Below are 23,603 nucleotides of genomic sequence, written 5' to 3'. Positions count from 1 at the left end.
TTTTACTCCTCAAGCCTAGTAATATTTGCACCAAGGCCTTGAAATTTCTCTTCTAAATTTTCATATCCTCTATCAAGGTGATAAATTCTATGTACCAAGCTTTCGCCATTTGCTATAAGAGCAGCTAGTATCAGCGCTGAGCTAGCTCTAAGATCTGTCGCCATCACATCGGCTGCATTTAGCTTAGCTGGTGCATAAACACTTGCAATATGTCCATTTAATTTAATATCCGCTCCCATTCTAGCAAGCTCACTAACGTGCATAAAGCGGTTTTCAAAAAGCCTCTCATCTATCGTGCTAACGCCATTTGCTGCAAGGCAAAGCGCCATAAATTGAGCTTGCATATCTGTTGGAAAGCCCGGATACTCGGTGGTTCTTATCTCCACTGGTTTTATCTCTTTTGCTGGCAATATCGTGATCTTATCGCCGTCTACTTCGATACCAAAGCCCATCTCTTCAAATTTATTTAAAATAGCCGTCATATGAGCTGCATTTGCCTTTGTTACCGAAATTTTGCTATTTGTTATAGCTCCAGCACAAAGGTATGTGCCAGCCTCGATCCTATCAGGGATGACCTCGATATCGCAAATTTCAAGTAATTTTTGGCCGCTCCCGGTTATCTTTAGTTCACTTGTGCCGATGCCTTCTATTTTAACGCCACTCTTAGCCAAAATTTCACAAATTTGCACCACTTCAGGCTCAAGCGCTACGTTAAAAAGCTCTGTCGTACCGTGCGCTAGAGCTGCAGCCATGATGATATTTTCACTGCCAGTTACGGTGATCTTATCAAAAACAATCTTTGCGCCTTTTAGGCCATTTGGTGCTGTTGCGACGACGTAGCCTTGCTTTATTTCTATATTTGCGCCCATTTTTTCGAGTGCATTTAGATGCAGATCGATAGGTCTTTGTCCGATCGCACATCCTCCAGGTAGGCTCACTTCGCAGTGACCAAAGCGTGCAAGAAGCGGTCCAAGCGTTAAGATCGATGCTCTCATCTTTCTAACGATATCGTAATTTGCAGTAGTTGAGCTTACACCACTTGTGTCTATGCTTAGTGAATTTTTATCTTTAAATTCACACTTTGCTCCTAGATTAGTTAGCAGTTGGCAAAGCGTTTTTATATCAGCGACATTTGGGATATTTGTTAAATTTACACTTTTTTTTGCAAGTAAGGTTAGGGCGATGATCGGTAGAGCAGCATTTTTGGCACCGCTTATTTTTACTTCGCCACTTAATTTGGCATTTCCTTTTATCTTTAAATAGTGCATCATTATTTTTTGCCTTAAGAAAATATATTTTTTGCCGATATTATATTGCTTTTTAACTTAGAATAAAGAAAGCAAAGCACTATTTCCGGTTCATTTACGTTTAAAAGTTAAAATTGCAAACACTAAAATTTTGGATATAAATATGTCAAATTCAATAAATAAAAAAATCTTTTTTATTCTTAGCATTATATTTTTTACAGGTTGTTCTTTTACTTCTAATCAACCGACAACTCCGCAAAATGAAACAAATCAAACCGTAACTTCAAGTGTTGATTTTAGTGAGCAAATGATTGGTGAAATCATAGATGAAGATAATGATAGAGAAGATAAAAAATTTGGTTCTTTTTTTAAAAAATACCTAAATACAAGAGCTGGCGGTGATTGCTCAGGATTTGTTTCTATCGTAAATGCAAAGTATCAAAATATGTATTTTGATGAAAAGACAATAAATCGCTACTACGATAATGGCGGTAGAAAGTCAAAAGCGATCTATAATTTTTATGAAAGTAAAAATTTAATTACTCATAAAAATCTAAAAATAGGTGATCTTGTATTTTTCTCAAATACTCTTGGCAAGGGTGTTCAGAAAAATAAAGATAAGAAAAATATCACTCATGTTGGCATAGTTACGGCTGTCCTTGGCGATGAGACAGTAAAATTTATACATAATTCTGGCGGAAAGATAATTCATAGCTATATGAATCTAAAACAAAAAAATGTGCATCTAAAAGGAAATCAAGAGATAAATAGCTACCTTGTAAGATGTTCAAACTCAAGTTGCTTAGCAGCAAATAGATTTGCTGGATATGGCAAAGCAAAATAAATCAGAAATTTTTATTAAAAACCTTTTAAAACAAATACTAGGCTCAAATTTTAAGCATTATTTATATAAATTTACATTCGTAAATACAGATTTAAATAAAGAGAAAATATGAATTTTTATGATGAAATTTGGGAAATTTTAAATGAAGGCGAGATTGGGCTTAAATTTTTAAAATTTGAGCTATTTTATGAGAAATTTAAACGAGATTTTAATATAAATTTTTGTGAAAGCTCTAAACCAAATGAGTTAATAACACCTAGCTATGCAAAATTTTGTGAAGTAGTTAGCATGAAAGAGCTAAACAAAAAAGTAAAGCCAAAGGATAAAAATTTAAATTTTATCCATTCGGTAGCTCATATTGAATTTAGTGCTATTGACATCGCGCTTGATGCTTGTTATAGATTTAGAAATTTGCCAAGAGAATTTTATGAAGACTGGCTAGAAGTGGCTGAAGATGAGATCAGACACTTTTGTATGATAGAAAATTTGCTCTTAAAACAAGGCGGTAGATACGGCGAGCTAAGTGTACATGATGGACTTTTTATCGCACTTCAAAAGACTTCAAGTAGTCTAACTAGCCGTATGGCGCTACTGCCAAGATATATGGAGGCAAATGGGCTTGATGCAAACGCTCATATTATAAAAAGGCTTGAAGGCGAGGGTGGAAATGAAGAGCTCATTGAGTGCCTGAAAGTCATCTTAAAGGAGGAAGTCTCTCATGTTTATAAAGGCGATAAGTGGTTTAAATTTGCTTGCAAAAAAGAGGACATTGACGAAAATAGCTACTTTGACATTATCTTAAGTTTATATCCAAATTCATTTAAAAATGTTAGAGAGATCAATGAGCAAGATCGCTTAAAAGCTGGATTTAGCAAAGAAGAGCTTTGCTTGATAAAGAATTTCTCAAAGGAGAGATAGTGAGTAAAATTTATTTCATAAGACATTCAAAAGCGGTTGATGAGAATAAGGACGGAGCTAAAGATGCTTTAAGGGAGCTTAGTCAAAAAGGCAAAGAGGACGCTAAATTTATGGCAAATAGACTAAAAATGTATGATGTGATGCCAGGGGCTATCTTTTCTAGTAGTGCCAAAAGGTGCGAGCAAACAGCAAAGATTATCGCTAAAACTTTAAAATTTAAAGAAGAGACCAGTCTTATAGATGAGCTTTATGATATAAGCTTTGAAGATCTTTTAAAATTTGTCAAAAATATAGATGAGAGTTTGGATGAAATTTTTATCATCACACATAACCCGAGCATTACCGAAATTTGCGAGTATTTAAGCGATTCATCAATAGACAATATCCCAACTTCTGGAATATTTTGCGTTGAGTTTGGATGTAAATTTAGTGAGTTAAAAGAGGGTGGTGCAAAAGCGTTATTTTTTGACCACCCAAAAAAAACATCAAAGATAATTTAACACTTTAGTTTTTATCTTTAAAAATTTCGTTATACGAAGTAAAAATTTGCTCGCTTAGATCTTCTATTTTTTTAGACTTATCAACAAAATAATTTAAATTTTGTTCGTTGTAACCAGAGGCTGACTTCTCGAGCAAGAGTTTGATTTCATTATTTAGCGACGTTGCAAGCTCTTTTGACTTATCAAAATTTTTATTTTGCTTGTGTTCGCTTATACTCTCGTTCTCATACCAATCTAGCAGACTTTGCGCTAAATCACGTATTTCCTCACTATATCCTTGCTCGTTTATAAGGTCAGAGTACACTTTAGTTTTGTAAGCGATTTGCGAAATTTTTGCGATTATAGCAAAGGTTTTATTTTCGACATATTTTGATGTTTGAGCAGTATTTTGTGCGTTTGCATTAAACTCGCTCAATACCTTTTTGAAATTTTCTACATTTTGTGTCGTTAGCTTAGAAATTTCATCGATTTTTTTAGAATTTTCATCGATATCATTTACCTCTTGCTGGAGTGTTTTTATATTGACTTCTATGTCGCTTGCGGCTTTTTGTGTGTTTTCGGCTAGCTTTCTTACCTCATCAGCGACTACCGCAAAACCACGTCCGTGCTCTCCTGCACGAGCAGCTTCAATGGCGGCGTTAAGAGCAAGTAGATTTGTCTGATCGGCAATATCTTTTATTAAATTTAAAACAGAGCTTATTTCAGAAGCCCTAGTGCTTAGCATGCCAGTAGCATTCGAGCAGCTTTGTACTAGACCATCAAGCTCTCCCATATTTTGACTAAGCTCGGCGATATTAGACATATTTTCTTTTGCTGTTTGTGCAGTTTGTTTAGCATCTGTTGCTGTTTGGCTTAAATTTTTGATACTTTCATTTAGATCATCTCTTACATAATTTATACCATTTATACCGTTTCCAAGTTTGTCAAGCTCGCTTGATAGAAGACCTCTAACCTTGCTTTTTTGGCCGTCTTTTATACCTGTGACACCCTTGCTCATAGATATGGCATTTCGTTTAAATAAACCCCTAAACCCTTCTACAAATATATTTCTATATGTTTTTGAGTTTTGTGCAGCTTGGACTGAGGTTGAAATTTCACGTTGAAGCGCCTCAACCTGATCTAATAGATCATTTATGCCAAGGGCGACTTCATACATCTCGTCCTTTTCTCCAACATTTACAATGCGAGGCTCTAGTATGCCATTGCTTGCCGATTTGACAACACTTAAAATCTCATTTATTGCATTTGATTTTTTCTTAAACATATCTAGAACCTTTGTAAGTTGTTTATAAATTCATCATAGCTTGTTGATTTTTCTTCTAAGAATTTTAATAAATATTTTTTAGACGCTTCAATACCGCCATCTCGTTCTAGCTCAAGTAATTTTGCATAAAGTGGTTTTATGGTCTCTATCGCTTTTGCGTTTGGCTTACGTCTAACAGAATAGTAGCCAACGATATTATCTTGCTGATCAAGCGAGGCTGTGATATTGCCAAATACCCAGTAAAATCCACCATTGAGAGTTTTATTTTTAATAAAGGCAAAAATTTCCTCTTTATTTTGTATGCGTTCCCAAAGTAGCTTGAAAATAACTCTTGGCATATCAGTGTGCCTTATTATATTGTGCGGTTTTCCCAAGAGATCACCTTGTTTTACTCCTACGATATTTAAAAAAGGCTCGTTGCAATAAGTAATCCTTCCTTTTGTATCCGTTTTTGAAACTAAAAATGCGTTCTCATCAACGCCATATTCTCTTTCTATAGGCATTTTACTCCTTTAAATGTTGATTTAATTTTTAACAGCTTTTGCCATATCCCACATTGGCATAAATATACCAAGGGCGAGCAAAAGCACCATAGCTGCGATAAATATTAGTAGTATCGGCTCAATATAGTTTGAAATATTATCAATAATATCATTAAATTTCACTCTATAATAATCAGTAACTTTTTGTGTCATGTCATCTAAGCTACCACTTTGTTCGCCAGCACCTATCATCTGTATAAGCATACCCTCATAAAGTCCAGTTTGCCTAAAGGCCTCGGTTAAGCTTATGCCACGACCAACCAGTACTTTTACAGCAGTTAGCTTATTTCTTATGTCTTGATTTGAAACAGTTACAACGGCAGTATCTAGCGCATCAGCGATAGGAAGTCCCGCGCGAACAAGCTCTGTAAAGATTAGATTAAATCTACTCATATTTGCAAAAAATATTATCTTGCCCACAAGATAGACTTTTAGTAGGTATTTATCGACCTTATCCCTAAAATTTTCATCATTTGAATATTGCTTTTTTAGCAAAAAAGCAAATGCAATAAGAACAACTATTATATATATGCCGTAATTGCTCATTATGTATTCAATGTTTAGTAAAATTTTAGTAGGAAGAGGGAGGTCGGCATTAAGCTGGCTAAAAATTTCTCGAAATTGTGGAACAACTGATGTCATGAGCACAATAAAAGCCAAAATTATAGAGCATATTACGGTTATTGGATACCTTATAGCTTTTTTAAATTTTTGTTGGTTATCCCAGACTTCTTGCAAGATAGAAGCTAGCTTTGATAATGCATCAGCCATATTACCAGTGCTCTCTCCAAGCCTTACCATAGCGACAGTGACATCGCCTAGCTCTTCTTGAAAATTTTCTATACTTTGAGTTAAACTTGCACCTTGATTTAGGTCTTCATCTAGCGTTTGAAATATTGTTTTTAGCCTTTTATCCTCAGTAGCATTTGCTGTCTCTTTTATGCCATCATGTATTGATATACCAGCATTAGTCATAACGCTAAGTTGCCTTATGGTAGCAACTAGAGCTGGAATTTTTACTTTTGAAGAAGAGAAAAATTTGTTAAATTTTTCTTGTAAGTCCAAAAAATCATTGTTAATGCTTGAAACCTGAGTTTCTTTGATCTTTACTATCATGCCTTGAATATTTGCACGATTTTTTACATCATTTTTGCTATTGGCCTTTAGGCTCATCTTTTGGCGTTTGCCATCTTTTATATATTCTATTTCGTAAAATTTCATATCTTGGCAACTCTATATACTTCTTCGATTGTTGTTACACCATTTGCTGCGCGTATAACGCCATCGTGGAACATATCTATAAAGCCTTCGTCATAGGCAGCCTTTTTAAGCTCTTCTTTTGAAGCGTTATTTGCTACGATGCTTGCTATATGATCGCTGATAGATAATATTTCACTTATCATTTCACGCCCTAGATATCCAGTTTGCGAGCAGTGCTGGCAACCTACGCTTTTATAAAATTGATAATCTTCAGGAAGAAATTTCTTAATCTCATCAAGAGCTTTTTGAGATAGCGTGACTTTTTGTTTGCAATACGGACAAAGCTTTCTTACAAGCCTTTGAGCCTCGATGCAAACTAGTGCGCCACTTACTAGATATGGCTCAATACCCATATCAACCATACGAGGTAAAGCGCTAATAGCATCATTTGTATGAAGTGTAGAAAAAACCAAGTGGCCAGTTAGTGCCGCTTGAATTGCGATCCTAAGCGTCTCTTGATCTCTGATCTCGCCTATCATAATAATATCTGGATCTTGCCTCAAAATAGAGCGAAGAGCCGAGATAAAAGTAAGCCCAGCCTTCTCATTGACATGTACTTGTTGGATCATATTTAGCTGATACTCGACCGGATCTTCAACGGTAATAATCTTAGTTTTTACACTTTTTATATCATTTAATGCACCATAAAGTGTAGTCGTTTTTCCTGATCCTGTCGGACCAGTAACTAGGATGATGCCATAAGGAGCTTTCATGCTCTTTTTAAATTTAGCAAAGTTGTCTGGATGCATACCAAGATCTTCAATGTTTATGATAACTTTTGATTTGTCCAAAATTCTTAAAACTATGCTCTCACCATTTAAGATAGGTAGCGTAGAGATACGAAAATCGTACTCTTTGTCTAAAATTTGAGCTGAAAACCTACCATCTTGTGGGCGGCGGCGCTCCGCGATATCCATATTTGAAAGTAGCTTCATTCGGCTTACCATCGGCGGATAGATATCTTTATCAAATATAAATGTCTCACTTAGCATACCATCTATCCTGCTTCTTACGATACAGTTTGTCTCAGTTGGCTCGATATGAATATCGCTTGCTCTGCTTTGAATAGATGTTTTTAAAATTATCTCAATTAGTTTTAAAATTCCAGAGCTTTCCGTACTTTGCCCTTGACTGCTAGAGCTTGAAAGCTCTTTTCTGATCTCTGTAATAACGTCCTTTATGCTTTCATTAAGAGCTATTTTGTTTATATATTTTTCTATCTGGGCTGGATCGGCGCAAGCTACTTTTAATAGCTTTCTGTTAAATAAATTTTGAACTTTATCTTGAATGATCACATCAAAAGGATTTTTAAAAGCTACATAAACACTTATCTCGTCTTCTTTTACTGGGATAGCGTTATATGATTTTAGCTGAGAGGTGCTCAGCTTTTCACTGATACGGTAGTCGATATCTATATCATCAAGGTCAAAAAATGTGATTTTAAATTTATCGCACACATATTGAATAAAGCGCTTTTGATCTATCTGAAGACTAGTCGAAATTTCATCAATGTCAGTGTGTCCTCTTCTATAAATATCAGATAGAATTTCAAAAAAGATCTCTTCTTCTAGCATATTTTCTTCAAGCAAAATAGCCAAAAGACTTTTTTCGTTTATTTTTTTTATCTCTATAATCTTTAAAATTTGCTCATCATTTAGTTTATTAAGTTGTTCTAATGTTTTTAGCGTTAAATTTTCTAAATTATTCATCTCTTCTCTTTATCTATACTCAATCTGCGAAGTAAGATCGTCATTTTTAAAAATTTTTAAAATCATTTTTGCAAAATTTGAGCCAACGATTGCACTAAGCTCATATCTTGTATCTGAATTTGGCTCTTCAAAAATAAATACGCCAAGCTCCTCAACGTATTCTTTTTTGACAAATTTATCAAATATAAATGAAAGAATATAATCGCTCTTTGGAAGCCTAATATAGCTTATATCAGCCCCATCCAAGATAGCATGAAGCAATAGCTTTTTTTTAAGCAATATATCAGCAAAATATGCTGCATTTTCTCTTGAGCTTTGTGTTTTTGATAGCTTGCTTGCTGGAAGAGCGAGCCTATCTATATCATTTGTTTTTAAGCAAGATATACCAAAGATATTAAGAAATTCTTCATTTTGTGAATCTTTTAAAAGATCTTGTATTTTTTGATTACAAATTTTAGGATATTCAGCTTTTTCAAAATAACTTTTAATGTCAGCCGTCCCAATAGCAAAGGCATTTAACGATAAAAATATAACAAGTAAAAATTTCACAACGTATCACTTTTTATCTTATTTATTAGCTCATTTATCTCGGGCTTATTTTTATTTTTATTATATTCTTCTAATGCACGCAATGCGTCATCTTTTTGCTTTAGCATATATTTTGCCTTAGCAAACATGACCCAAGACTCCTCAATGCTACTATCTAAATTATTTGCCGATAGTGCCCATTTTATAGTGTCGCTATATCTTTTATCTTGATAGCATTTTCTCGCTATTTTAAGGGCGATTTCTGGATTTTTACTTTTATTAAAATTTTCTTTTAGCATAGAAATTTCATTGTTTTCACTTGAAATTTGAATATCAATTTTAGGCTTTGCCTTTGGTTCCAATTCTATTATCTCTTCATTTGGTAGAGGCTGTTCATTTTGCATATTTTCATTTTCAGTTGGTAAATTTAGCTTTAGCCAACCGCCACCACTTCTTTGTTTTTTATCTGATGCTTGTTCTTTACTATCTTCATTCAGCTTTATGGATTGTTCTAGCTTTTTAGCTATTTTCTCGGCGAGTTCATCTTGTTTTTTATCTGATTCAAATCTCTCTTTTGCTTGCTCGCTTTTTTGTTTGCCATCTTCTAAAATATTTTTGCTGACATTAGTTTCAGCAAAGGTTATGTTCTTTTCTTTTATATCTGTTTGTATTGTTAAATTTTTCTCAACTAAAGTTGGAGTATTGGTTGTCTCTTTTTTGTTTTTAGCATTTGAGAAAAATAAAAAAGCACCAAAGATAAAAGCAATTAGCAAGATCGTAATTATTAAAAGGCCTAGCTTTTTATGTGATAATAATTTTAAAAGGCTATTTTTATTCTTTTTTTTGTACTCTTCATAGAGCTTTTCTAGTCTTTGAATTTCTTGTAATTCAAGCATGAATTATTCCTGTATCAAGTGCAGACATTGTCAAAATTTTAATATTTGCATCCTCGCTACTTAATTTTGACGGCTGATTTTGTTCGTAATATTCACAAATTTCATAAAATTTATACATGATTTTATTTAGTGTGCGTAGATTTCCGCAACAAAGCTCATAGGCTTTGTCATAGTCTTTTTTCTGAAAATTTAGGTATTTATCGTAGCCTTTTTGTCCTATTTTTCTTTGCAAATAAACTATGATTTCATTCGTGTTTGCACTTCCAAGCTCTATACTCTCCCAAATTCTAGTTTGAAAATAGTCTTTTGCTAACACATCTTCATTTTCAGTTTTATGAATAGTAAATAGAAATTTAAATAATCTTGTATCGGCCATTAGCCTTATTTTTTCGATCAATTCAGTAGGATAAAGTTGTGCTTCATCCAGGATGACAACTATTTGGTTTTGTAAAATTTCATCTTTATTTTTAAATTCTTTTGAGTAGTGTGCAACAAAACTTTCAAAATTATTTATATTATCAAGCTTATTTCCGTATATATCTTCACAAAGAGCTTCTATAAATGTAGCTTCGCTAAAAAAAGGATGTGGGAAAAAAATTAATTTTTTATCCTTTTGAAGGTCAGAGGCTATCTTGTTTAACAAAAAGGTCTTTCCACTACCAGGCTTACCATAAAAAAGTATAAGCTTTAATGGCTTTTTTAGAGCCGAGACAATCTTATTGTAACAAGTGATCGAGTTATCTAGATTAACAAAATCAGCTACTTCGTCTTCGTTGATAAAGATATCTTTTATATCTGTATAAATATTCTTGTTATTCATAGATCGTTTTAGAAAAACCTAAGTCTTTTAATGATTGATTAAGTGGCTTTTTTTTGTCAAAATCAACCACATGAGGAGTGATGACAAAGATAAGCTCTGTTGTTTTTATATTGTCTCTTGTACTTTTAAAGACACCACCTATAAGTGGGATATCAGAAAGAAGAGGTACAGAAGTATTATTTTTACCCTTTGTCTGACCTATTAATCCACCAAGGATAATAGTATCACCGCTATCAACTTGAACAACAGTTGAAAGCTTCTTTTGTACCGTATCTGGAGCGATCTCTCTTAACGCATTTTGTCTTGTGTCGTCTTCAGCATATTTAAAGTTACTAAGCGATGGATTGATTCGAAGCATGATTTTGTTGTTATCAGAGACTTCTGGTAATAAATTTAATAATATGCCAATAAAAACAGAGTATTGTTTGTAGGTAGTTGTTAGCCTATCACTATTGCTGTTTCCATTGTCAGTCTTTTGTTGAACACGGTAGTTTATGTTATCACCAACTGAGATTAGAGCTTGTTGATTATTAAGTGTTGTCACTTTTGGACTTGATATAACCTTTGTCTTTCCATTTGTTTCAAGAAAATTTATCATTCCATCAAGGCTAAAATTTAAATTAGCTGCAATATTTAATGTACGTCCAAATCCATCACTTAGGCTATTTCCCTTATTTGTCCAAGTAGCACTTGAGCTCGGATTGTTTCTTGAATTACCAATGTATGTATTAAACCCAAGTTCAAATTTACTCCAATCAACACCTTGCTTGTATTCATTGTTTAACTCAACTGAAATAATAGAAACATCAATAATTACTTGTTTTTTTAGTCTTTTTTGCATTTCATCTATATATTTTTCGACTCGCTTAAGTTGAGAAGGAGTGGCCGTAACAGTGATAAGGCCTGCGTTTTGATTTATGATAGGATCAGGCGCTGTGATATGTTCGCTACTATTATTTAAAATAGCTTTAAGCTCAGCATCTAGTTTTTCCCAAAAGTCAAACCTTTCAGTAGTTTTTATAAGGTTGCTTGAGCCTTGAGAACTATCATCTTGGGAATTATCGCTACTACTTGAACCACTAGAAATTTCAGATGGAGTAGCATCCACTGAAGCTTGGGTGACAGCAGTTCCTTCTCTAATAGAAGTTATATAATCTAGTTTAAAAATTTGAGTTTTTAAAGATGAAATTTTTAATACATTATTTGAAAACTCGTAGCTTAAATTTTTCTCACTTAAAAGTAGGTCAAAAACTTCGCTAAGACTCATATTTCTGATATTAACGCCAAAAACTTTATCTTTTAGCTCCGTTTTGCTATAAGTGTCCTTTGCAACAATACTAAAGTTACACATCTCTGAAAGCTGATTTAACACATCTACTAGTGCAACATCATCTGAAATTTTCATATTAAAATTCTTGCTTAAACAACTACTCTCATTAGCACTAGCATAGTTCATATTTAAGCAAAATAGTGCACCTATTATTAATATTTTATTTAATTTTAATCTCAACATTTTTACTTCCATTTTTTAAAATTAGCTCTTGTTTTTCATCGCCTTTTACTAAAAAAACACCATTTTTAGTAATGTTGGTTATTTTGTAACCATCAACAATATCACCGACAGCATACCACTTGGAATCAATATTTGCTTTGCTTAATAAAATTGCTTTTAAACTAAGCCCTTTTGAAGCTTGAGTGATAATTGATAAATTTTGATCTGTTATCGTCTTGATAGGTTCTTGCTTAAAAGGATTTTTTATGCTCGAAAGCTCAATATCGCTAAGACCGCTTCTTTTTTCCTTTATTTTTTCAAAAATTTTATCATAAGAGTCCATTTCCTCTTGAAGCTGATTAGCAAAAGCAATATTTAAAAATAAAAAAGCCAATAAAATTTTTATTTTCATTAGTATTTCATCCCCCAAACAGATATTGAGATCTTAGCGCCAAGCTCTTTTTGGGTAGAATTTACATCCATTTTATGAAGATCCACTACTAGCTTTGATTCTTCAAGGCCATTTATATATGAAAGCATATCTTTAAAACCTCCCAAAAATGTCAAGTCAATATTTAAAATTTGCTCAATCTTTTGGAAATTTGGCTCTTTTATATCACTTTTTAACTCTAAAATTTTTATATTATTTTGCTTCGCTAAAGATACGATGTTGTCTAAAAAATTTGCCCAATTTTGATCGTTAAATAATAAAAATGATAGTTCTTTTAGCTTTGAGTCAAAATGGGCATTAAATTTTAAAACGCTAGAATATTTGCCTTTAAGCGTTTCAAGTATTTTGGTCTCTTCATTTATTTTAAAATTTTTATCCCCACTAGGTGAGCTAGTCGATCTTAAATAATCTCTTGTTCTTGAAAGATCATTGCTAATTTTAGTATGCGCATTAAGTCTTTCATCATAAAAATCTTGCGACGGATCAAAGCAAAGCATATAAACAATATAAATAATAATTAAAGCTGAACCCAAAAAAATTATATTTGTTTCACTTTGTTTTTTTGCGTCAAAATACTTATCTATTTTACTTAAAACGTCTTGTCTCATTGTCTAATCTCTATACTTATATTACTTTCATACTCGTTATTTTGTTTATCTTCTTTAATTTTTTTTGTATTTACTGAATATTTAGGCATCTTGCTAATATCTTTTATTAGCTGCGTAATCCTTTTTTCATTATCGCTAACAACGGTTACTGTTAAATTTTTATCGTTATTTTTAATATTTGTTATAAAAACGCTATTATTGTTTATCATATCTGTAATTTCAAAAAGATTTAAACCTTTCATTACGTAGTGATCTTTTTTGTTTTCAATTTCTTGAAGCAATCCTTTTCTAAAATTTAACTTCTCTTCCTCTTTATCAGTTAATCCTTTTATATCGTTTTGCTCTTTTTTTAGTATTTCAAGAGTATTTCTTATTTGTGCTGCTTGTGCATTAAGAACATCAAGCTCATCGCTTAGTCTTTGCGAATCTGCCTCTAAAATACTGCCAGCTATATAATTATAAAATGGATAGGACATGCTTAGGCAAAAAGCAGCGGCACATGTCAGTATAAATTTACCGCTTTTTCTCTTTGTGAACGGATCAGGCCTAAGTAAATTTGAGAAGTTAAAATCGGCATTAAAGGCCTCTTTTTTGTAAAAATTTGCATATAAAGCCATCATGTTATATCGTTCGCTAATGGCTAAATTTTTAGAATTTATTACAGTGCTTGTATTTAATTTCGTAGCATTTGTGCCGAGCTTTGTATTGATAAATTTTTCAAAACGCTCTATTTTATAGTCACAGTCAATATAGATATTTTTTATATTTATGCTATAGATTCTATTGACAACATTTATCGTGTCATTTACGTAAAATATGTAGTCCTCAAAAACAGTATTTAGATCGTAGCTAAAGCCTTCTTCATTGCTATCTAAAAGTCCTCTTGTCTTTAGGATATCTAAAAAGCTTTCTAGGCTTACTCTTTCGCCACTTTGCTCTATAAATTTATCTTTTAGATAATTTAGTGTGTATCTTAAACCTCTTGATGTAAGGTATTCCCCATTTACATAAATGCTTATAAATGCTTCATCGGCCCTAAATGTCAAAAAACAATCACTCTGAGTGCTAGGAAGTAAGCCTTTTTTATATATAGCACTATATAAAAGCGGCTCTACAACGACATAATCTATAAAAGGTACTCTTTTAGAAATATTTTTAAAAATTTTATTTATCGTTTCATTTGTAGCAATAAAAACATTAAAAATTCTATCTTCTTTTTCAACATTGCTTTCAAAATAAACTATTTTATAGTCAATCGCAGGATCAAGAGAGAGCTCTTCGTAAATTTTGATCGAGATATTATTTTCAATATCCTCATCATCTATTGTTCTTGAGATGTTTATGGTAGCTGTTATTATATCTTTGTACTCGATGTAAGATATAAAGAAGTCTCGCTTTAAAATATTCTTTGAGAGACTTAGCGAATCGACATTGCTATTAGAAAATCTAAAACCTTCATATTCATAAGGATCTAGCGTAACGATTGGATTATCGTTAATTTTTCTAAGCTTTAACATAAAAATTTACCTCATAATGCTCTAATTGGGCTGTATTTTAATATTTTTACAATAAAAAATCAATATCCAATTATTTTATTAAGGCTCTTTTCTTCTTTACTCCAGCCTTTTTTAACGATTACATCGAGTTTCAAAAAGACCTTTGATCCGGTTAAATTTTGTATTAACTTTCTTGCAAAAATTCCTATTCGTTTTATCGTTTCACCATTTTTTCCGATGATCATACTTTTATGGATTTCACGCTCAGTGATGATACTTGCAAAAATTTCAGTAATGCCAGGTTTTTCTTTTACGCTTTTTATGATCGCATCGCTAAGATATGGGATCTCATCGCTTAAATTTTCATAGATCGCTTCAAGTATAAATTCTCTAAAAATTTCCTTCTCATTTGTCGGAGTAAGAAATTCTGGATCGTAAAAGTACTCATGCTCTGGCAAAAGCTTGCAAATTTCATCAAGAAGCGGCTTTTTATAGGTAGGCTGCTTGGTGCTAAAAGTAAGTAAGGCTGCAAATTTATCTTGAAATTTTTGATACTTAGTGATCTTTTCAAGTACCTTTGCATTTGAGCTCTCATCGACTTTTGTTAGTACTAAGATGTGTGGTTTTTCAGGATTTAGTGCCAGAAATTTCTCATAGTCTTCTGTATCATCATGGATGGGCGCTAAAAATACGATGAGATCGCAATCTCCCATCGATTTTATCGCTTGGCTAATTAGCAGTTGATTTATCACCTTGTTGCTTTCATGAAGTCCTGGCGTGTCGGTGAAGATGATTTGATCTTCACCATTCATAACGATGCCATTTATCTTTCTGCGAGTTGCGTTTTGTTTATGCGAAACAATGGCGATCTTTTCGTTTAACAAAGCATTTAAAAACGAGCTTTTGCCAGCATTTGTGCGTCCTATGATGCTAACAAAGCCTGATTTCAAAGTATATACCTCGCTAGGTCTTGATCCTCAACCACGTCTTTTAGGCGCTCTTTTACGAGCTCTTTTGTTACATTTATCTTCTCGCCGCTCTTTTCGCTAGCCTCAAAGCTAATATCTTCTATCACGCGCTCGATTACCGTATGAAGGCGTCTAGCACCGATGTCTTCCATCTTTTCATTTGCGGCATGAGCGATCCTTGCTATCTCTTTTATCGCTTCATCGTCAAATTCTAGCTCGACATTTTCAGTTGAAAGAAGTGCGATGTATTGCTTTAAAAGCGAATTTTTTGGCTGAGTTAAAATTTGATAAAGCGCGTCCTCATCAAGGCTATCAAGCTCGACTCTTAGTGGGAAACGACCTTGAAGCTCTGGGATGAGATCGCTTGGTTTGCTTATATGAAAGGCGCCAGCTGCAATAAATAAGATATGATCTGTCTTTAAATTTCCAAATTTTGTATTTACATTTGAGCCCTCAACGATCGGTAACAAGTCTCTTTGCACGCCTTCTTTGCTAGGATCTTGCCTGTTTGAGCTACCTGAGCCAACGGCTACCTTATCGATCTCGTCTATAAAGATGATGCCCTCGTTTTCAGCTCTTCTTAAAGCCTCAGTTTTTACGCTTTCAAGGTCTAAAATTTTATCATTTGCTTCGCTTTGAAGGGCTTTTTTGGCGTCTTTTACCTTCATCTCTTTTTTGATGTTTTTACCGCCGATGCCAATTATCTTTATAAAGCTCTCTTGCATCTGCGCCATATCAGGTGGTACGTTTGAGCCAGCTTCAAGCGGATTTTGCTGCACCTCTATCTCGATGCTTAGCTCGTCAAGCTCGCCGTTTCTTAGCCTATTTAGCATCTTGTCATAGCTCTTTGCATACTCTGCTTGCTTCTCTTCACTAGCACCTTTTGGAAGTGGCGGAAGTAGCTTTGAGACGATCTTTTCTTCGATGTAGGCGTTGATTTTATCTTGATTTTTCTCGCTTTGCTCGTTTTTTACGAGGTTATATGAGGCCATAGCAAGATCTCTTACCATACTTTCAACATCACGGCCAACAAAGCCAACCTCGGTATATTTGCTAGCCTCGACCTTGATAAATGGCAGCCCCATCATCTTTGAAAGACGCCTTGCGATCTCAGTTTTACCAACGCCAGTTGAGCCGATCATCAAGATATTTTTTGGCATGATGTCATCTTGCAAGCTCTTTTCAAGCTTCATACGGCGATATCTGTTGCGAAGCGCGATCGCTATGATCTTTTTGGCGTCCTTTTGACCGATCACATAGTCATCTAAAAATTTAACAATTTCTCTTGGTGTTAAGTTCATTTTCTCTCTTATTCTAAAACATAAGTTTTGATGTTTGTATTTGTATAGATGCAAATTTCTCCGGCGATCTTAAGGCTCTCTTTAACTAGCTCTTCTTCGTCGATATCGGCAAATTTATCTAAGGCACGGGCTGCTGAAAGTGCGTAGTTGCCACCACTTCCGATAGCTGCTATCTTGCCATCTTCTGGTTCTACAACATCTCCAGTGCCACTAAGTAAGAAAATTTTATCTCTATCAAGCACAAGCATCATCGCCTCAAGCTTTCTTAGATACTTGTCTTTGCGCCACTCTTTGCTAAATTCTATAACCGCCTTTAGCAAATCGCCCTTTGTATGCTCTAAATTTTTCTCAAACATATCAAAAAGATTAAACGCATCAGCAGTGCTACCAGCAAAGCCAGCTAGAACTTTGCCGTTATGAATTTTGCGAATTTTTACGGCATTTCCTTTTAAGACGGTGTTGCCAAAGCTCACCTGTCCGTCGCCGCCAATGACCGCTTTATTTTTGCCTTTGTAGGCTAAGATGGTTGTCGCATGAAACATCTACTCTCCTTGCACATCAACCTTCAAGCTCGCATTTATCGAGTGTCCAAGCTTTACATGAACGTCATAAAGGCCTACCGCTTTTAGATGTGTATCCATGTCGATCGCTTTTTTTTCGACAACTAAATGATGAGTTTTTTCAAGCTCTGCTGCGATCTCTTCTTTTGAGACTGAGCCAAAAAGCGAGCCATTTGCACCAAGAGTTTTTTTGATGACAACTGTCACTTTTTCAAGCTCTTCTTTAAGTTTTTCTAAATTTGCGATCTCATATTTTAGCTCTTCGGCCTTTCTTTTTTGGGCTGCTTCATATTGGCGAAGAACGTCTGGAGTAGCTGCTTTTGCAAAGCCTTTACCGATTAAAAAGTTGTTGCCATAGCCGTCTTTTACCTCTTTTATCTCGCCAGCTTTACCAAGCGCCTTTACATCTTTTATTAATAATACTTTCATTTCTTTCCTTTTTAAATTTTATCTTTTAGTCAAATTTTCGCCCATTTTTACGTGCGATGATAAAACGAAGCGCATTTAGTTTGATAAATCCCTCTGCATCTTTTTGGTCATAAACGCTGTCTTCTTCAAATGTGCAGTATGCCTCGCTAAATAGATTATCATCTTTGCTGTTTCTGCCAAGAATAGTCACGTTGCCTTTATAAAGCTCAACTTTAACAGAGCCATTTACGTACTCTTGGCTCTTATCGATGAGAGCTTGGAGCATATTTCGCTCAGGTGACCACCAGTAGCCGTTGTAAATTAGCTCGGCGTATTTTGGCATGATCTCATCTTTTAAGTGAGCTGCGCCGCGGTCAAGCGTGATGCTCTCGATCGCTCTATGAGCTTTTAGCATTATCGTGCCGCCAGGAGTTTCGTAACATCCGCGACTCTTCATACCAACAGAGCGGTTTTCTACGATGTCAAGTCTGCCTATACCGTGTTTTGCGCCAAGGCGGTTTAGCTCGGTTAAAATTTCAGCTGGGCTCATTTTTTTACCGTTTATGCTCACTGGATCACCTTTTTCATAGCCGATCTCGATGATCTCGCTTTTATCTGGAGCATCTTTGGGGCTTACTGTCCATCTCCACATATCATCTTCTGGTGCGTGGCTTGGGTCTTCAAGCACTAGACCTTCGTAGCTTATGTGAAGTAAATTTGCGTCCATTGAGTATGGGCTTTTGCCTGGTTTTTTAGTGATATCTATGCCGTTTTTCTCAGCATATGCCAAAAGTTTTTCGCGGCTATTTAGATCCCACTCGCGCCATGGAGCTATAATAGTTAGGTTGTCGCCGAGCGCGTAGTATCCAAGCTCAAAGCGAACTTGGTCGTTGCCTTTGCCTGTTGCTCCGTGGCTCACGCCATCAGCACCAACAAGTCTTGCGATCTCGCTTTGGCGTTTTGCTATTAGTGGGCGAGCGATTGATGTGCCAAGTAGATACTCGCCCTCGTAGACCGCATTGGCTCTAAACATTGGAAATACATAATCACGTACAAATTCTTCTCTTAAATCTTCAATAAAAATATTTTCAGGTTTCACGCCAAGTGCTAGGGCTTTTTTACGTGCAGGCTCTAGCTCTTCGCCTTGGCCGATGTCAGCTGTAAATGTGACTACTTCGCAGTTATATTCATCTTGAAGCCATTTTAAAATGATACTTGTGTCAAGTCCGCCAGAGTATGCTAAAACCACTTTTTTTACGTCTTTTTTCATAGCTCTTCCTTTTGTTAAAATGGTCGTATTTTAGCCTAAATTGATTAATTTTTAATAAACTAATTTAATAAATAATGTAAGTTTTTTCTTAGAAAATTTTATAAAAAATAATACTATATTAAAATTATGATAATTAATATTGTTTTAAAAGATACTTTGTTAAATTTCAAACTTTTTCAAATTAAATTTAAAAGGATAGTCGTGAGAAAAACAAAATTTATTGCCATCTGCCTTAGTGTTTGTGTGGCAAATTCACTCTTTGGAGCAGAGCATAAAGACAATAACGAAACAAGGCTTGATGGTGTTGTAGTAAGTGCGAGTGGCTTTTCGCAGCAGATAAAAGAAGCACCTGCGAGCATAAGCGTGATAGGTGGTGACGAGCTTACAAAAGATAGCTTTACTTCACTTCACTCAATCGCCCAGAAAGTGCCAGGCGTAAATGTCGTCGGTGGCGAGGATGGTCCAGCCAGCGGTATCTCGATACGCGGTATGGAAAGCTCTCAAACGCTAGTTTTGATTGATGGTAAAAGAGTAAATTCAAGCAGCGCAAATCCAAAGGGCGGAGCAGGGGATATGAACTCAAATTTCATCCCACCAGCTGAAGCAATCGAGCGTATAGAGGTTATCCGTGGTCCTATGAGTTCGCTTTATGGTAGCGACGCAGTTGGAGGTGTGATAAATATCATTACCAAAAAGGATTTTTCAAAATTTAGTGGCAACGTCGGCATTTCAACCACTATAAACACTCACAAAGGCATAGGAGATGGCAGGCAAGGCGACTTTTATCTAAATTTACCTCTTTATAAAGACCTTTTTGCACTTCAGCTTTGGGGATATAAAAAGCTAAGAGATGAGGACAACTATAAAGGCGGTTATCAAAAGAGCGATAAGAGGAATTTAAGTGCAAAACTTTGGATCACTCCAGATGAGCACAATAAATTTTTCATCCTTGGATCAAACGAAAGGCATGATTACTCAAGAACTGTTGGAAAGTCAGCCACTACTAGAACAAATAGACTTCTAAATGCCTATGACTACGAGAAAAAGAGCTATGGTGTGGGCTATCTTGGCGAATTTGATAGCCTAAACGCTGATCTTAGCTACATCTATGATCAGACACAAAGAACGAGCCTTTTTGATAAATTCATACCTGCAAAAGCTAAAAATCATAACTTTAACTCTAAATTTACAACGTTTTTTGGTGCGCATACACTCACTTTTGGCTATGATTTTAGCAAGCAAAATGTCGGCACTACCTTCATCGTTTCAAACGCCTCAAAAAATGGCCTTGAAAGCCCAAAAAGTTACTCGATGAGCGAGCATGCAGGATTTATCGAGGATGAGTGGCAAATTTTAGAAGAGAAGCTATTTTTAACGCTTGGCTCAAGGCTTACGCACAACGAATTTTTTGGCAACCACCTCTCGCCAAGAGCCTACCTAGTCTATAACGCCACAGATACGCTAAGTTTAAAAGGTGGCGTGGCGACTGGCTATAAAACGCCAAATGTAAATCAAATTTCTCCTGCGGTCGGCACTATCCAAGGCGGCTGGAAAATAGTTGATTTTGGAAACAAAGATCTAAAGCCAGAAAAAAGTATAACTTACGAAGTTGGTGCATATTATGACAATCAGGCTGATTTTAGAGGCTCGGTAATGTTTTTTAAAAATGAATTTAAAGATAAGATCTTAGACACTGACGGCAGTAATGTAAATAGAATTCCAGCTTTTGGTACTTGCTCAGGTGCGCCAAGTGTTAATTGCCCTGGTTGGGGAACTTACTTTAATATTGAAGGTGCGACTGTTTGGGGCGTTGAGTTAAGCGGCGACTATGACATCCTTTCAAACCTAAATCTAAGCTCAAACTACACCTATAATAAGTCAAAAATAAAAACTGGCAACCCAACGATAAACACGCCAAATGGTCCGATGAAATTTAGTGAGACAAATCTTGGCAGACTTGATGCAAAAAGCCTAACAGCAACCCCAGAGCATGCATTTCATGCAACACTTGCTTATAAACCAATTAAGAGTGTAAAAACATTCTTCACCACAAACTATGAGAGTAAGCTTACTAGTGTGAAATTTGGCCCTGGCAATAAGGTGAGTGAAAATAATAAAAATTTACTCACATTTGATACAGGCGTAAGCTGGGACGCAAACAAGCACCTAACACTTAGCCTAAATGCCTACAATATCTTTGATAAAGTAAGATACGATGAGGCGCTAGCAGACGACGGCAATTACTACTGGTATCCGCAAGAGGGCAGGAGATTTTGGTTTAAGGTCGCTGCAAAATGGTAAGAGTGTTTAAATTTTTGCTTTTTACGCTTGGCGTGACGCAGGCTTTGCACGCAGGACCTAGTCAAACGCCTGAGCCACTTAGCCAAAAATCTGCTAGTAAATTTGAAATTTCAACCTTTAAAATGAGTGCAAATGATGAAATTTATAAAATTTTCACAGCCAAGCTAAAGGGGCAAAATGAGTTTAAAAACGTGCTTTTCTTGCTTGATGCAAATGCCCAGTTTAACATGCTCTTAAATGAATTTGATGGCAAGGCTGCACCACTAATAATAGGCATAGGATATGACACAGATAAAAGCTACGAGGTAGAAAAACGCACAAGAGATCTCACGCCAAAGGCAGATGGCGAGGAGTTTAGTAAAGGTGGTGGCGCAGATGCGTTTTACTACTTTTTGACTAAAAATTTAGTGCCGCTAATTGATGAGAAATTTAAAGTGCAGGGCAGCCAAAAGAGCCTTTATGGTCACTCTTTTGGCGGGCTTTTTACGCTCTATGCTTTGCTTAAAAACGAGGGTATATTTTCAAATTTCTTTATCGCTTCGCCATCTCTTTGGTGGGGCGAGTCTGAAATTTTAAAGCAAAATGTGAGCGAGGGTAAATTTAAAGAGAAAGTAAAGGCTAAATTTGTCTTTCTTAGCGTTGGCGAGCTTGAAAAAAGAAAGGGCAAGACTGACAAAGCTGGCACTTTAAAGACGAGCGATTTAGCCAAAATTTTAAAACAAAGTGGCGTAAATTCTCACTTTGAGTTTTACAAAGGGCAAACCCATGGCAGCGTCATACCTCTAAATTTAAAAGAGCTTTTAAAATATCTAAAGGATTAAAAATTTAAGGCTATTTTTGTTAAAATCCGCCGCATGAGAGTAGATAAATTTTTAAACGTAGTAAATATCACCAAAAGGCGTGCCGTTAGCGAAGATATGTGCAAAAGCGGCGTTGTGAGCATCAACGGCGTGCAGGCAAAAGCGGCAAAAGATGTTAAGGTTGGCGATGTGGTTAGCATCAAATTTCTAACGCGCGAGGCGAGATACGAGGTGCTAGCGATCCCAACTACAAAAAGCATACCAAAAAGCGCTCAAAGCGAATATGTAAAAGAGCTTTGATGGTTTTTGAGCTTTTAGAAAATGAACTTAATGAGCTTGTGCGGGTACTGCCAAAAAGTGGCGTGGTGCTACTAAGTGGCGATCTAGCAAGTGGCAAAACGACGCTTGTAAAGGCGATCATCAAGGCTCATGACATAGATGAGAGCGTGACGTCGCCTACATTTTCTTTGATGCAAATTTATGGTAAAGATATCTACCACTACGACATTTACCAGATCGGATTTGACGGGATGGCAAAAAACGGCCTTTTTGAAAATTTATTTGAAGATGGGCTTCATCTAGTAGAGTGGGGCGATGAAAATTTAGAAAAAGCTCTAAAGAAAAATGGCGAGAGCTATACGTTAGTAAAAATTTCTCCTAGCAAAAACGGCAGAAAATACGAGGTTATAAGTGCATAAACTAGAAGTAAAAGATCTAAAAAAGACGATTAAAAAAACTGAGATCATAAAAGGGATATCTTTAGAGGTAAATAGTGGCGAAGTAGTAGGGCTTCTTGGGCCAAATGGTGCTGGAAAGACGACTACTTTTTATATGATCTGTGGACTCATCTCGCCAACTAGCGGAGATGTCTTTTTAAATGACGAAAAGATCACAAACGTCCCACTTCACAAAAGGGCACACCTTGGTATTGGCTATTTGCCGCAAGAATCAAGCATATTTAAAGAGCTAAGTGTCGAAGAAAATTTGCTCCTTGGGGCTGAAATTTTAAATCAAAGCGAAGAAGAGATAGCAAAAAGAGTAAATGAGATGCTAAATATGCTAAATATCGAGCCTATCCGCCTAAGAAAGGGCGTTAGCCTAAGTGGTGGCGAGCGCAGACGCTGTGAGATCGCTAGAAGCCTCATCATAAAGCCAAAATTTTTACTGCTTGATGAGCCATTTGCAGGCGTCGATCCTATCGCAGTTAGCGACATCCAAAGCATCGTTAGAGACCTTAAAAAGCTAGGTATCGGCGTTTTGATAACTGACCACAACGTCCGTGAGACGCTGGCCATTTGCGACAGAGCTTACGTCATCAAAGACGGCTCGCTACTAGCAAGCGGCAGTGCTAGCGAAGTGGCAAATAACAAGCTCGTTAGAACGCACTATCTTGGCGAAGAATTTAAGCTACTTGAGTAGA

The 23,603-nt window shown here is 35.5% G+C and carries 25 protein-coding genes; 8 read left to right on the top strand and 17 right to left on the bottom strand.

Going from position 1 to position 23,603, the window contains the following annotated elements; translation table 11 throughout:
* Positions 1-2 precede the first annotated feature (2 nt).
* Positions 3-1,271 (bottom strand): UDP-N-acetylglucosamine 1-carboxyvinyltransferase, encoded by a 1,269-nt coding sequence (gene murA / locus A3223_RS00810; RefSeq protein ID WP_084107958.1) that lies wholly within the window; start codon positions 1,269-1,271, stop codon positions 3-5.
* 139 nt (positions 1,272-1,410) lie between these two features.
* Between murA and A3223_RS00805 the strand changes: the two genes are divergently transcribed.
* The 3 genes from A3223_RS00805 to A3223_RS00795 all read left to right on the top strand — a co-directional run bounded on the left by A3223_RS00805 (position 1,411) and on the right by A3223_RS00795 (position 3,509).
* Positions 1,411-2,091: an NlpC/P60 family protein gene (locus tag A3223_RS00805; protein ID WP_084107957.1), complete on the top strand. Its 681-nt coding sequence runs from the start codon at positions 1,411-1,413 to the stop codon at positions 2,089-2,091.
* 108 nt (positions 2,092-2,199) lie between these two features.
* On the top strand, positions 2,200-3,009 hold the full coding sequence (locus A3223_RS00800) for a ferritin-like domain-containing protein (protein ID WP_084107956.1): 810 nt from the start codon (positions 2,200-2,202) through the stop codon (positions 3,007-3,009).
* Complete coding sequence (locus tag A3223_RS00795; RefSeq protein WP_084107955.1) at positions 3,009-3,509, top strand: SixA phosphatase family protein; 501 nt, start codon at positions 3,009-3,011, stop codon at positions 3,507-3,509. Before A3223_RS00800 ends, A3223_RS00795 begins: the two co-directional genes overlap by 1 nt.
* A gap of 4 nt (positions 3,510-3,513) precedes the next feature.
* Here A3223_RS00795 and A3223_RS10040 read toward each other — a convergent pair whose 3' ends face one another.
* The 16 genes from A3223_RS10040 to A3223_RS00715 all read right to left on the bottom strand — a co-directional run bounded on the left by A3223_RS10040 (position 3,514) and on the right by A3223_RS00715 (position 19,082).
* Positions 3,514-4,281, bottom strand: coding sequence for a methyl-accepting chemotaxis protein (locus A3223_RS10040; RefSeq protein WP_413784285.1), 768 nt, complete (start codon positions 4,279-4,281; stop codon positions 3,514-3,516).
* A gap of 494 nt (positions 4,282-4,775) precedes the next feature.
* Positions 4,776-5,276, bottom strand: a complete 501-nt coding sequence (locus tag A3223_RS00785; protein WP_084107953.1) for a PAS domain-containing protein — start codon at positions 5,274-5,276, stop codon at positions 4,776-4,778.
* Positions 5,277-5,297: 21 nt separating this feature from the next.
* Positions 5,298-6,536, bottom strand: coding sequence for a type II secretion system F family protein (locus A3223_RS00780; protein ID WP_084107952.1), 1,239 nt, complete (start codon positions 6,534-6,536; stop codon positions 5,298-5,300).
* Positions 6,533-8,284 (bottom strand): GspE/PulE family protein, encoded by a 1,752-nt coding sequence (locus tag A3223_RS00775; protein ID WP_054196613.1) that lies wholly within the window; start codon positions 8,282-8,284, stop codon positions 6,533-6,535. Before A3223_RS00775 ends, A3223_RS00780 begins: the two co-directional genes overlap by 4 nt.
* A gap of 9 nt (positions 8,285-8,293) precedes the next feature.
* The gene (locus A3223_RS00770; RefSeq protein ID WP_084107951.1) at positions 8,294-8,833 is read right to left on the bottom strand and encodes a hypothetical protein; all 540 of its coding nucleotides are present in this window, start codon (positions 8,831-8,833) and stop codon (positions 8,294-8,296) included.
* On the bottom strand, positions 8,830-9,708 hold the full coding sequence (locus tag A3223_RS00765) for a hypothetical protein (RefSeq protein WP_084107950.1): 879 nt from the start codon (positions 9,706-9,708) through the stop codon (positions 8,830-8,832). Before A3223_RS00765 ends, A3223_RS00770 begins: the two co-directional genes overlap by 4 nt.
* The gene (locus A3223_RS00760; protein ID WP_054196616.1) at positions 9,701-10,528 is read right to left on the bottom strand and encodes an ATP-binding protein; all 828 of its coding nucleotides are present in this window, start codon (positions 10,526-10,528) and stop codon (positions 9,701-9,703) included. The genes A3223_RS00765 and A3223_RS00760 overlap by 8 nt, the downstream gene beginning before the upstream one ends.
* Positions 10,521-12,041 (bottom strand): pilus (MSHA type) biogenesis protein MshL, encoded by a 1,521-nt coding sequence (gene mshL / locus A3223_RS00755; RefSeq protein WP_084107949.1) that lies wholly within the window; start codon positions 12,039-12,041, stop codon positions 10,521-10,523. Before mshL ends, A3223_RS00760 begins: the two co-directional genes overlap by 8 nt.
* Complete coding sequence (locus A3223_RS00750; protein WP_084107948.1) at positions 12,019-12,432, bottom strand: hypothetical protein; 414 nt, start codon at positions 12,430-12,432, stop codon at positions 12,019-12,021. Before A3223_RS00750 ends, mshL begins: the two co-directional genes overlap by 23 nt.
* Positions 12,432-13,079 (bottom strand): pilus assembly protein PilO, encoded by a 648-nt coding sequence (locus tag A3223_RS00745; protein ID WP_084107947.1) that lies wholly within the window; start codon positions 13,077-13,079, stop codon positions 12,432-12,434. Before A3223_RS00745 ends, A3223_RS00750 begins: the two co-directional genes overlap by 1 nt.
* A complete protein-coding gene (locus tag A3223_RS00740) occupies positions 13,076-14,596 on the bottom strand; it encodes a C4-dicarboxylate ABC transporter (RefSeq protein WP_084107946.1) in 1,521 nt (506 codons plus the stop codon). The genes A3223_RS00745 and A3223_RS00740 overlap by 4 nt, the downstream gene beginning before the upstream one ends.
* Positions 14,597-14,655: 59 nt before the next feature.
* Positions 14,656-15,525 (bottom strand): GTPase Era, encoded by an 870-nt coding sequence (era, locus tag A3223_RS00735; protein WP_084107945.1) that lies wholly within the window; start codon positions 15,523-15,525, stop codon positions 14,656-14,658.
* Positions 15,522-16,844 (bottom strand): HslU--HslV peptidase ATPase subunit, encoded by a 1,323-nt coding sequence (gene hslU, locus A3223_RS00730; protein ID WP_012001741.1) that lies wholly within the window; start codon positions 16,842-16,844, stop codon positions 15,522-15,524. Before hslU ends, era begins: the two co-directional genes overlap by 4 nt.
* 8 nt (positions 16,845-16,852) lie before the next feature.
* The gene (gene hslV / locus A3223_RS00725; RefSeq protein ID WP_002940451.1) at positions 16,853-17,386 is read right to left on the bottom strand and encodes an ATP-dependent protease subunit HslV; all 534 of its coding nucleotides are present in this window, start codon (positions 17,384-17,386) and stop codon (positions 16,853-16,855) included.
* Entirely contained in the window at positions 17,387-17,833 is a 447-nt protein-coding gene (rplI, locus tag A3223_RS00720) for a 50S ribosomal protein L9 (RefSeq protein ID WP_054196623.1), read from the bottom strand.
* 25 nt (positions 17,834-17,858) lie between these two features.
* The gene (locus tag A3223_RS00715; RefSeq protein WP_084107944.1) at positions 17,859-19,082 is read right to left on the bottom strand and encodes an argininosuccinate synthase; all 1,224 of its coding nucleotides are present in this window, start codon (positions 19,080-19,082) and stop codon (positions 17,859-17,861) included.
* 201 nt (positions 19,083-19,283) lie between these two features.
* Here A3223_RS00715 and A3223_RS00710 point away from each other — a divergent pair, with 201 nt between their 5' ends.
* Genes A3223_RS00710 through lptB form a run of 5 tightly spaced genes read left to right on the top strand, consistent with a single transcriptional unit; the run spans position 19,284 to position 23,602 of the window.
* On the top strand, positions 19,284-21,383 hold the full coding sequence (locus A3223_RS00710) for a TonB-dependent receptor domain-containing protein (RefSeq protein ID WP_084107943.1): 2,100 nt from the start codon (positions 19,284-19,286) through the stop codon (positions 21,381-21,383).
* Positions 21,377-22,204 carry an alpha/beta hydrolase gene (locus A3223_RS00705; RefSeq protein ID WP_084107942.1) on the top strand — a complete coding sequence of 276 codons (828 nt, stop codon included), beginning with the start codon at positions 21,377-21,379 and terminating at the stop codon, positions 22,202-22,204. Before A3223_RS00710 ends, A3223_RS00705 begins: the two co-directional genes overlap by 7 nt.
* A 33-nt stretch (positions 22,205-22,237) precedes the next feature.
* The gene (locus A3223_RS00700; RefSeq protein WP_072594226.1) at positions 22,238-22,483 is read left to right on the top strand and encodes an RNA-binding S4 domain-containing protein; all 246 of its coding nucleotides are present in this window, start codon (positions 22,238-22,240) and stop codon (positions 22,481-22,483) included.
* Entirely contained in the window at positions 22,483-22,881 is a 399-nt protein-coding gene (gene tsaE / locus A3223_RS00695) for a tRNA (adenosine(37)-N6)-threonylcarbamoyltransferase complex ATPase subunit type 1 TsaE (protein WP_084107941.1), read from the top strand. The genes A3223_RS00700 and tsaE overlap by 1 nt, the downstream gene beginning before the upstream one ends.
* Complete coding sequence (lptB, locus tag A3223_RS00690) at positions 22,874-23,602, top strand: LPS export ABC transporter ATP-binding protein (protein ID WP_072594228.1); 729 nt, start codon at positions 22,874-22,876, stop codon at positions 23,600-23,602. Before tsaE ends, lptB begins: the two co-directional genes overlap by 8 nt.
* Position 23,603 lies beyond the last annotated feature (1 nt).

The organism is Campylobacter concisus (assembly GCF_002092855.1).
Lineage (GTDB): Bacteria > Campylobacterota > Campylobacteria > Campylobacterales > Campylobacteraceae > Campylobacter_A > Campylobacter_A concisus_AI.
Note: the sequence above shows the minus strand (reverse complement) of the source record. Positions and strands in the feature narration are given on the sequence as shown.